Here is a 9,428-nt window from a genome sequence, read left to right on the forward strand (position 1 = left end):
GGCGCAGCAGGGCCTTGACGCGCGCCAGCAGCTCGCGTGGCTCGAAGGGCTTGGGCAGGTAGTCGTCGGCACCGAGCTCGAGGCCGACGATGCGGTCCATCGGCTCGCCGCGCGCGGTGAGCATCAGCAGCGGCAGCGCGCGCGTGCGCGGTGCGGCGCGCAGCTCGCGGCACAGGTCGAGGCCGTCGCCGTCGGGCAGCATCAGGTCGAGCACCAGCGCGTCGAACAGCTCGCGCTCCAGCCGCGTGCGGCCGGAGTCCAGCGTCGGCGCCACCTCGACCTCGTAGCCGGCCTGGCGCAGGTAGTCGCCCACCATCGCGGTGAGGCGGGCGTCGTCGTCGATCAGCAGCAGTCGAGCACTCATGGTCTTGCTAGGCGAGGGAGCTCGGGCTCCGGAGGATAGAACAGCGGAGCCGACCCGGCAGGCCGGGCCGGTCCCGCCGGCCGCCGCGTCAGCCCTTGGGTTCGGGCGGCGGCGCGCGGTGGTGGCGCTCCATGCGTTCGTGGCGCGCCTTCATGCGCTCGGCGAGCTGGACACGCTGTTCCACCGTCAGCACGCGGCTGGCGTCGAGCAGGGCCTGGCTCATGCGCCGACTGGCCTGGTCATGCTGCGCCACCATCTGCTGGCGCAGCGCCTCGACGGCCTGCGCATCGACGGTCGGCTGCGTGAACAGGCGGGCCTGCTGCTCGCGCAGGTCCCTGCCGGCCTCGCGCTGCGCCTTCAGGTCGGCGGCCGCGGCCTGCGCGATCTGCCGGATCTGGCTGCGCTGCGCGTCGGTCGCCTTCACGCTGTCGAGCAGGCGCTCGAGCTGGCGTGGCGAGGCGCCCCAGCCAAAGCCCGGTCCGCCATGCGGCCCGCCGTGCGCGGCCGGGGCGGGCCGGTGCGCCCTCGGGTACGGCCCAGGCCGTCAGGCTCGCGCCACCGGCCAGCGCGATCGCCGTCCCGAGAACCACGCCGCGCAGACCGCGGGGAATGAGAGAGTCGCTGTTCATCTTGCGTCCTTTCCATGCAAACCCCTCAGGGGGTGCATGCATGGTCGGACGCGGGGGTGAAGCGCGCTTGCGCAGGCGGTAAAGATCTGTGTAGCGCCGGGGGCCCTAGCTTGAAGCGCCGGTCGAGCCGTTCTCCTACAGACCGCAGCACGCAGGCGCACTACATTGAGCTGACGGAGCCGTCTCTCCTCCCGTCTCCCCTCCTCCCGCTGACGGCTCCCTTGTGGTGGACAGCGCCGTGCGCTGTCCACCTTTTCATGGGCGGCCGAACTGTCCGCTCTGGTAGTCGACGAAGGCCTGCCGGATCTCGGCCGGGGTGTTCATCACGAACGGTCCCTGCCCGACGACGGGCTCGTTCAGCGGCTCGCCTCCGAGCAGCAGCAAGGTCGCATCCGTCACCGCCTCGATCTGCAGCGTGTCGCCCTCGCGCTCCAGCACGGCGAGCTCCGCCTCGCCGACCACGGTGTCACTGCCGTCCGCGCGCAGCGCGCCCTTCAGCACGAACAGCGCCGTGGTGTGTCCGGCCGGAACGCTCAGCCGCACCGGCCGGCCCGCCACGAGTCGCAGGTCCCACAGGTTGATCGGGCTGAAGCTGCGCGCCGGCCCCACCACGCCTTGCAGTTCACCGGCGATCACGCGCACCGTGCCCGCAGCGTCCGGCAGTTCCACGTGCGGGATCTGCGCCGCCGTGATGCCTGGTAGGCGGGCGCCACCCGCTTGTCCTTCGCGGGCAGGTTGACCCACAGCTGCAGCATCTCGAACGGGCCGCCGCGACGCGCGTAGTCGCGGCCGTGGAACTCCTCGTGGACGATGCCGCGGCCTGCGGTCATCCATTGCACGTCGCCAGGACCGATCGATCCGCCCGCGCCCGTCGAGTCGCGATGCTCCACCTCGCCAGCGTAGACGATGGTCACGGTCTCGAAGCCACGGTGCGGATGCTGGCCCACACCGAGCCGCCGGGAGGTGGGCTCGAACTCCACCGGGCCCGCATGGTCGAGCAGCAGGAAAGGCGACATCGGCTCCGCGAGGTCGTTGTACGAAAAGATGCTGCGCACCGGAAAACCGTCGCCGACCCAATGGCGCCCCGGACTGCGCCGAACGAACGAAAGCTGCTTCATGGTGGATCTCCTTGAAGCAGGAGTTTGGGGCGGCCCGGCCTGCCTGCAACGCATCGAATCTGCACGCAGGGTTCAAGCGGCTTCAATGACCGGAGGGAACCGGCGCCGGACCCGTTCCAGGCCCCGGTTGACGGACTCGCCACAACCCCAGGCCGTCGGCGAACCGCCGCCTGTGACACAGTGGCACCGACCGGCCGTCGCCGTTGCAGCGCCCTGCCATCCCCTTCACCCCGAACCTCCGCGAGGACACGATGCCACTCGTTCGAATCGACATTTCGCATGACGCCCCACCGACGCTGGGACGCGACATCGGTCAGCTGATCTACGCTGCCATGACCGACCTGATCAACGTGCCTGCCGACGACAAGTTCCAGATCATCGCCCGACACGGTCAGGGCGAACTGGTGTTCCCGGCCAGCTATCTGGGCGTCGAGTATTCGCCGGGCATCGTGTTCATCCAGATCACGCTGAACCAGGGCCGCTCCATCGAGCTGAAGAAGGCGTTCTACAAGCGCGTTGCCGACGACCTGCACGCCAGGTTGGGTGTGCGCCGACAGGATGTCTTCATCAACCTGATCGAAGTCGCCAAGGAGAACTGGTCCTTCGGCAACGGCGAGATGCAGTACGCGCCTGCACCCGGCTGAGCGATGCCCGGCAGGCCGGGCCTGGACACCCCAGCTTCTCCCCCTCAAGCGGGATGGCCCCTGCCTTGGGCGGGCCCTAGGCTAGACGCCATGAGTTACACCCACCTCCAATCCTTCAACAACCGCGCCGCCCTGGCGCGGTCTTCCATCGCCGGCTGCTATTCATGCCTGGGTAGCTTCAAGCCCCAGGACGTGGTGGCCTGGGTCCACGACGACACCACGGCCGTGTGCCCGATCTGCAGCGCCGACACGGTGCTGCCGGGGGTCGGGGACGTGCGGGCCCTGCACGCCGCGCGAGCGGCCCAGTTCGACAGCGCCGAGACGGTGCCTGCCGTGCTGTCCCTCCTGCCCGAGCGCAACTGAGACCCGGCGCATGCATTTCGATGAGCGCGACTGCGGCGACTTCAGGATCTACGGCGGGGCACTCGACGCCCCCGGCGGGGGTTACCTGGCCGCCGTCGTCATCATGCGGGTGCGCGGGCTGAGCGGCGAGCCGGTGGCGGTGTTCCGCGACGAGCGCCTTGCCGGCGGCCACCGCTTCAAGGATGCGCGCTCCGCGCTCCATTTCGCCATGGATGCAGGCCGCCGTGCGGCCCAGGAGAGCGCAGAGTCCGTCAGCAGTTGAAGGCGGGGCTCGCAGGCGATCCCTTTTTCGGAATTGCCTTAAAACCATCCAAGTGGATGGTGATAGGATGGCGTCATGCCTGCACGACGCCAACTCTCCACCGCGACCAAGCCCCTCGACGAGAAGGTCACCGTCAACATCGGCTATGTGGACCTCGGTCACATCGACCTGCTCGTCCAGGACGGCTTCTATGCCAACCGCACCGACCTGATCCGCACCGCGGTCCGCAACCAGCTCGCCGGCCATGCCGACGTGCTGAAGCAGGCCGTGGCCCGCAAGACGCTGGTGCTGGGCATCCAGCAGTTCACTGCCAGCGACCTGCGCGCCGTGCAGGCGGCAGGCCAGACGCTGCAGATCCGCGTGCTCGGCCTCGCATCGTTCACCGCCGACGTGACGCCGGAACTCGCGCTGGCCACCGTCGAGTCGGTGGTGGTGCTGGGGGCGCTGCACGCCAGCCCGGCCGTCAAGGCAGCGCTCGCCCCGCGCATCCGCTGAGGCGTGCGGCCCACCGAACCCCAGGAAGCCCATGCACCCCGATTTCCAGCGCCTGATGACCGAGGCTGCCCGCCTCACGCGGGCCGGCGAGTTGCGGCGCGCCACCGCATCGATTCGCGCCGCACTCGGCAAGGGCTCGGCGACCGCCGCCGAGACGCCGGCCGCACCCGACGACGACTGCCTGGTGATCGACGTCGAGGCGCGCCAGGTCGAACCCGCGCCGCCGGTGCAGCAGCCGGCGCCGGCCAGCGTGCCCGGCGGTCGGTTCATCGCCGGAAGCCACACCGACGTGAACGGTACGCACGAGTACCGGCTCTTCGTGCCACCGGTCTGGCAAGGACAAACGCTGCCGCTGGTGGTGATGCTGCACGGCTGCACGCAGAACCCCGACGACTTCGCGGCCGGCACCGGCATGAACGACGCGGCCCGCGAGCACGGCGTCTTCGTGCTCTATCCCGCGCAGACGCAGCGCGCCAATGCGTCGCGCTGCTGGAATTGGTTCAAGCACAACCACCAGCAGCGCGATCGCGGCGAGCCCGCGATGCTGGCTGCGATGACGCGCGAGGTAATGGCGCGCTACGGCATCGACCCCCAGCGCGTCTACGTGGCCGGCCTGTCGGCTGGCGGCGCGATGGCGGCCATCCTCGGTGACGCCTATCCCGACCTGTTCGCTGCGGTCGGAGTGCACTCGGGTCTGCCGGCCGGTGCGGCGACCGACCTGCCCTCGGCACTCGCGGCGATGAAGCGCGGCACCGGCAGCGTCGCCAGGAGCACCTCCGTGCCGACCATCGTGTTCCACGGCGATGCCGATGCCACCGTGCATCCGTCCAACGGCGAGCGCGCGGTTGCCGCCCGCGCCGGCCGCGACACGCCCGAGAGCACCCGCGCGCGCAGTGCCAACGGCCGCGAGTACACGCAGCGCCGCTACCGCGATGCCGACGGTCGCGTGGTCGCCGAACACTGGGTCGTGCACGGCGCCGGCCACGCCTGGGCCGGCGGCTCGACGCAGGGCTCGTACACCGACGCCCAGGGCCCCGATGCGAGCGCGGAGATGCTGCGCTTCTTCCGCACCCATACGCTGCCGCCGCCGGCGCGCTGAGGACCCGTCGTCTGCTGCGGCCTCAGGCGTCGCGCGTGCGCCGCCGCTGCGTCTGCGACGGCAGCTCGTTGAACATCAGCTTGTAGTGGCGCGTGAAATGGCTCGCGCTGCTGAAGCCCATGGCGCACGCCAGCAGCGTGATGGGCTGATCGCCCGGTTGCTTCAGGCGACGCCGCGCCTCGTTCAGGCGCAGCGCGCGCAGATAGGCCTGCGGCGTGGTGTGCAGGAACTCCTCGAAGCAATACTGCAGGCTGCGGCGGCTGGCGCAGGCGGCCGCGCAGATCTCGGGGATGCCGATGTCCTCCTGCAGGTTGGCGCGGATGAATTCGATGGCGCGCTTCACCACCCGCAGCCGCGAGTCGGCACGCCGCGGAATGCCGACCGCGCCGCGGTCGGCGCCGCCGTCCGACATCGCCAGCGCCACCGTGTGCGCGAGCGTGGCGCCGATCAGCGCCGGCTCGTTCTCGATGTCGATCACCGCACCGGGCGCACAGCGGCCGGCGGCGGAGCACACGGCGAGCAGCTGGCTGCGCACCGCGCCGGCGGTGTCGGGGGCCAGCGCCCAGCGCCGCTGGCGTTCAGCCCGCGCCAGCCACTCGATCTCCTCGGGCGCCAGCATGCCGCCCAGCCGCCGTCGGTCGACCGACAGCGCCAGCAGGTCGAGTTCGCCGGCCGCCACCAGCTCGTACTCCTCGTGGCCCGAGATGACCATCAATGCATCGCCGTCCAGCGGCCGGCCGGCAAACACCGAACCGGGCGCGACCGACAGCGGGATGGCCAGCACCAGGCAGTCGGAGGGCGGACGGATCTGCTCGCGCAGCTGGCGGTTGGTGGACTCGCGCAGCACCGTGCCGCCGGCCATCACCACCTGCCGCGCCGACCCCCGGAAGCGGCCGCGGCCGAGTTGCTCGTAGCGCTGCTGCCAACCGCTCAGCGCCTGCGCCTGGTCGTCGACATCGGCCGATTGGTGATCCAGCACGAGAGCCATCTGCCCTTGTAGCACGGCGCTGGGCGACGGCGTGTCGCCTCGGTGCGCGGCGCGCCTCAGTCCAGCGGCACGCCGCGCCGACGGGCCTCTTCGAGCAGCCCGGCGCGCGCCGCTGCCACGTCCACCAGCGGATTGCTGCGCGCCCGCTGCACTTCGGCCGCGTCGTAGGGCACGTGGTCGGCGGGCAGCGAGGCCAGCGCCAGCGTGGTCAGCACCCAGTTGGTCACGTCGGCCACCTGCCGGTCGTTCAGGCCCGAGCCCATCACCCCGGGCACACGGATCACGAACTCGCGCCCGCCCGGCAGGCGCAGGAAATGGCCCAGCTGCCGCATGTCGGGCACGTTGCCGATGCGCGACCCCGCGCCGTCCAGCCCGTGGCAGCCGGCGCAATGCACGACGTACTGACTGCGCACGCTGGTGGTCACGGCCACCGATTCCGCCTGCGCGCGGGGCACGGCCTGTCGCCCCAGCGACTGCGCCTGCAGCACGGACCCACCGCCCGCCAGCAGCAGCGCCAGGGCGAACCCACGCAGCCGCGTCATCGGAGCCGGGGCGCGGTGCCCGCCGTCACGCCACGCCGGCGATGATGGCCGTCGTGCAATGGAACATCGGCTGGTGTTGGCCATGCACCAGTTGATGTCGTTGTGCACGCCGAGCCGGTAGCCCGGGCGCTCGCGCTCGTTGTTGTTGCACAGGCATTCGCCGCACGAGCCCTTGCCGCAGCAGTCGTTGTAGGACACCAGGTACTGGCGGCCGTCCTGCGGATTCAGGCAGGTGCCGATCCAGCTGACCTTGGAGGCCTCGGTGCCCGGCGGGCACTGCGTCAGCGACCCGCCGCAACAAGTGCACAGGTAGCCGTCGAAGGCGCAGTAGCGCCAGTACTCGCACTGCAGCGGATCCTCACGCGGGTCGGGCTTGGCGGCCTTGCGTGGCGATGGCTCCGCCGCGTGGGCGGCCCCGGACGACTGTCCGCTGCGGTCGAACGGCAGCATCGGCAGCACGGCGCCCCCCGACCAGCGCCACGCCCAGGCGCGCGAGCAGGCTGCGCCGGCCGTGCCGGTGCGCCATCTGGCGCACGCCATGCTCGGCGTGCCGGTCGATCAGCTTGAAGAGCCAGCGCATGAAACGTCCTCCGTGAATGGGCCGGGTCGACGACGGGAATGTCGTGCAGCTCAGGCCGCCGCCGACGTGCCGCTCAGGTAGTGCTGGATCGTCGGGGCGCCCATCTCGTGGGCGTTGAGCAGGCTGTCGAACTGCTCACGCGAGTTGACCAGGCCCTTCGCCGCCACCACGCCCTGGGTGTCCAGCAGCACCGCATAGGGCAGCCGCGAGACGCGATAGCTCATGCCCAGCTCGGTCGACAGCACGTAGGGCAGCGCGTCCAGTCCGTATTCGCGCACGAATCTACGGTGCGCCGTCGCCTCGCCGTCGCTGGCCAGCACGATGCGCAGTCGGCGGCCTTCGTCGCGCAGCAGCGCCTTGAGCACCGGGATCAGCTTCTTGCACACCGGACAGGTCGGCGAGAGGAAGAACAGCAGCGTCGGCCCGGCTTGGACGCCGCCGATGGTGACCGGCTCGGACTGCAGGCTGGTCAACGCGAAGCTCGGCGACGGCGCGCCGACCGGCGGACCGGCGTCGGTGACCAGCGCCCCCATCGGCGCCACCCGCTCGTAGAGGATGCCCACCTGGCGCGACAGCGCCCAGAGCATCACGCCGAGCACCAGCACGGCGGCCCACAACAGGACAACGGAGACCGTCAAGGCATTCATGAGGAAGAGCTCCCGAACAGAGAACGAAGGCCGCGCCCGCCGGCCCGGTGGCGCAGCAGCTGATTCATCGCCGCATACAGCAGGGCGGCCAGCGCCGTGGCGGCAACGACCACTGCCATGTCGACGCCGGCCATCGGCCGCGCGCCGAGGCCCGAGGCGGCGAGCCCCGCCAGCGCGGCCAGCCCGAGGTTGCGCAGCACCAGCGCCCACGACACCGGCAGCGGCTCGCCGCCGCAACCGCAATCGAGCACCTGTCCGCGCCAGCGGTGGTAACCCATCGCGCCGGCATAGAGCAGCAGCAGCGCGGCCGCGAGCCCCGCGCCGAGCGGTCGCCACGGACCGGCCACCAGCAGCAGCGCCGTCGACAGCTCGAGCGGCGGCAGCAGCCGGGCCAGCGCGGGCACCGTGCTGGCCGGCACCCCATAGACCGAGAGCTGCTGCTCGAACAGCGCGAGGTCGGCCCACTTGGCCAGGGCCGCATGCGCGAACAGCGCGGCCAGCGCCGCGGCGGCGATCCACACCGGCAGCGGATCGAAGGACGGCAGCGGAAACGGCATGATGCAGCGGCCCGGGCTCAGTCGTGCGATTCGAGGTGGATCGCCGCCTCGCCGGCCCGGGCCACGCTGCTGATCGGTGTCAGCTTGCCGCGCTCGCCCCAGCGCCAGACGTGCAGGGCGCCCTTCTCGCCGTCCAGCGCCTGCAGCCGCTGGCCGCTGCGCGAGAAGGTCAGCGACACGCTGCCTTGTCCCGGTGCGCTGGCCACGCGCGTGCCGGCCGCCATGTCGAACATCCACAGCCTTCGCGCCGGGCGCTTGTGAGAGCCCTCGCTGCCCTTGTCGTGCATCGCCACCACCAGCCAGCGGCCGGACGGGTCGATGGCGAACGGCTGGTAGCCGCCGGGCCGCCAGCCGGCGCGCTGCCCGGCGGCACCGACCAGCGGCCTCGCGGACTTGACCACGGCCACCGCGCCACCAAGGTCCACCTCGGTCAGCACGCCCTTGAAGGACACGAACCAGTAGCGGTCGCCCAGCTGCTCGGCGTGGTGAAACCAGGGGTCGGCGTCGGCATCGAAGACGGCCTCGCCGATCTGGCGGTCGCTGACCTGACCGCTGTCGTCGAGCGTGACGGTGGCCAGCTTGCCGTCGCCGCACAGCATCGAGAAGCGGCTGCCATGGCTGGCCGCCGGCAGGATGCCCCAGCAGCCCGGTGTCGGCACCTCGGACACCACCTTGCGCTGCTGCAGGTCGACCACGGTGATCGACGTCGCCGGGGTGGCGTTCTGCACCAGCACGAAACGGCCGTTGCCGCTGGCCCGCACCAGGCCCCGGTAGTTCAGCGCCTGCGCCCGCTTGGCCGGCAGCGCGATCTCGTACTTGAACGCCAGGCTCTCGGTGTCGTGCACCTCCAGCACGTCCACGCGCTCCCCGCGCGAGCCGCGGCTCAGGTAGGTGGTGGCAACGTACAGCTCGTCGGCGTTCGCGCTGAGCGTGAAGTTGCGACGTAGCCGGTCGACACCATGCCCAGGAAGCGGCCGTGCCGCGCGTCGAACACCCGGATGCGGCCGTCGGAGATGTGGCTCACGGCGACATCGGCCACGTACACGCGCTCCGTCGCCGATGCGGCGATCGGCCCGGTCGACAGCGTCTCGACCGGCAGCTCGGCCGGCTGCGGGCGGGCCGGGGACACCGGCGCCGCGG

General features: G+C 71.2%; 11 protein-coding genes and 4 pseudogenes. 5 read left to right on the forward strand and 10 right to left on the reverse strand.

Annotated elements, in window-relative coordinates; all coding sequences use genetic code 11:
* The 3 genes and pseudogenes from x551_RS14745 to x551_RS14755 form a co-directional block, all read right to left on the reverse strand.
* Window positions 1-364: response regulator (locus x551_RS14745; RefSeq protein WP_036249197.1), on the reverse strand; the 364-nt coding region annotated here is incomplete at its 3' end.
* Window positions 365-452: 88 nt separating this feature from the next.
* Window positions 453-854: pseudogene (locus x551_RS14750) on the reverse strand (Spy/CpxP family protein refolding chaperone); the annotation flags it as partial.
* 394 nt (window positions 855-1,248) lie between these two features.
* A pseudogene (locus x551_RS14755) lies at window positions 1,249-2,111 on the reverse strand (pirin family protein).
* Window positions 2,112-2,362: 251 nt separating this feature from the next.
* On the opposite strand from x551_RS14755, the gene x551_RS14760 reads away from it, so the two are divergent.
* The 5 genes from x551_RS14760 to x551_RS14780 all read left to right on the forward strand — a co-directional run bounded on the left by x551_RS14760 (window position 2,363) and on the right by x551_RS14780 (window position 4,974).
* Window positions 2,363-2,755 carry a tautomerase family protein gene (locus tag x551_RS14760; RefSeq protein ID WP_011830230.1) on the forward strand — a complete coding sequence of 131 codons (393 nt, stop codon included), beginning with the start codon at window positions 2,363-2,365 and terminating at the stop codon, window positions 2,753-2,755.
* Between the two features lie 90 nt (window positions 2,756-2,845).
* Window positions 2,846-3,118 (forward strand): hypothetical protein, encoded by a 273-nt coding sequence (locus x551_RS14765; RefSeq protein WP_036235081.1) that lies wholly within the window; start codon window positions 2,846-2,848, stop codon window positions 3,116-3,118.
* 10 nt (window positions 3,119-3,128) lie between these two features.
* Window positions 3,129-3,380 (forward strand): hypothetical protein, encoded by a 252-nt coding sequence (locus tag x551_RS14770; protein WP_036235083.1) that lies wholly within the window; start codon window positions 3,129-3,131, stop codon window positions 3,378-3,380.
* A 75-nt stretch (window positions 3,381-3,455) separates the two neighbouring features.
* Entirely contained in the window at window positions 3,456-3,875 is a 420-nt protein-coding gene (locus x551_RS14775) for a CopG family transcriptional regulator (protein WP_036235085.1), read from the forward strand.
* A 31-nt stretch (window positions 3,876-3,906) separates the two neighbouring features.
* Window positions 3,907-4,974 (forward strand): PHB depolymerase family esterase, encoded by a 1,068-nt coding sequence (locus x551_RS14780; protein ID WP_036235087.1) that lies wholly within the window; start codon window positions 3,907-3,909, stop codon window positions 4,972-4,974.
* Window positions 4,975-4,996: 22 nt separating this feature from the next.
* Here the strand turns inward: x551_RS14780 and x551_RS14785 are convergent, their stop codons facing one another.
* The 7 genes and pseudogenes from x551_RS14785 to x551_RS27480 form a co-directional block, all read right to left on the reverse strand.
* Window positions 4,997-5,962 (reverse strand): helix-turn-helix domain-containing protein, encoded by a 966-nt coding sequence (locus x551_RS14785; protein ID WP_036235089.1) that lies wholly within the window; start codon window positions 5,960-5,962, stop codon window positions 4,997-4,999.
* 56 nt (window positions 5,963-6,018) lie between these two features.
* Window positions 6,019-6,504, reverse strand: a complete 486-nt coding sequence (locus tag x551_RS14790) for a cytochrome c (protein WP_036235091.1) — start codon at window positions 6,502-6,504, stop codon at window positions 6,019-6,021.
* Window positions 6,505-6,529: 25 nt separating this feature from the next.
* Window positions 6,530-7,030 (reverse strand): annotated as a pseudogene (locus x551_RS14795) (methylamine dehydrogenase light chain).
* A gap of 104 nt (window positions 7,031-7,134) precedes the next feature.
* Window positions 7,135-7,731 (reverse strand): methylamine dehydrogenase accessory protein MauD, encoded by a 597-nt coding sequence (gene mauD, locus x551_RS14800; RefSeq protein WP_036235093.1) that lies wholly within the window; start codon window positions 7,729-7,731, stop codon window positions 7,135-7,137.
* Window positions 7,728-8,288 carry a MauE/DoxX family redox-associated membrane protein gene (locus tag x551_RS14805; RefSeq protein ID WP_051512053.1) on the reverse strand — a complete coding sequence of 187 codons (561 nt, stop codon included), beginning with the start codon at window positions 8,286-8,288 and terminating at the stop codon, window positions 7,728-7,730. Before x551_RS14805 ends, mauD begins: the two co-directional genes overlap by 4 nt.
* Window positions 8,289-8,305: 17 nt before the next feature.
* Window positions 8,306-9,196 carry an amine dehydrogenase large subunit gene (locus x551_RS14810; protein ID WP_310732295.1) on the reverse strand — a complete coding sequence of 297 codons (891 nt, stop codon included), beginning with the start codon at window positions 9,194-9,196 and terminating at the stop codon, window positions 8,306-8,308.
* Window positions 9,172-9,428 (reverse strand): annotated as a pseudogene (locus tag x551_RS27480) (hypothetical protein); the annotation flags it as partial. The gene x551_RS14810 and the pseudogene x551_RS27480, both read right to left, overlap by 25 nt.

It is taken from the genome of Methylibium sp. T29, from assembly GCF_000576205.1.
GTDB lineage: Bacteria > Pseudomonadota > Gammaproteobacteria > Burkholderiales > Burkholderiaceae_C > Methylibium > Methylibium petroleiphilum.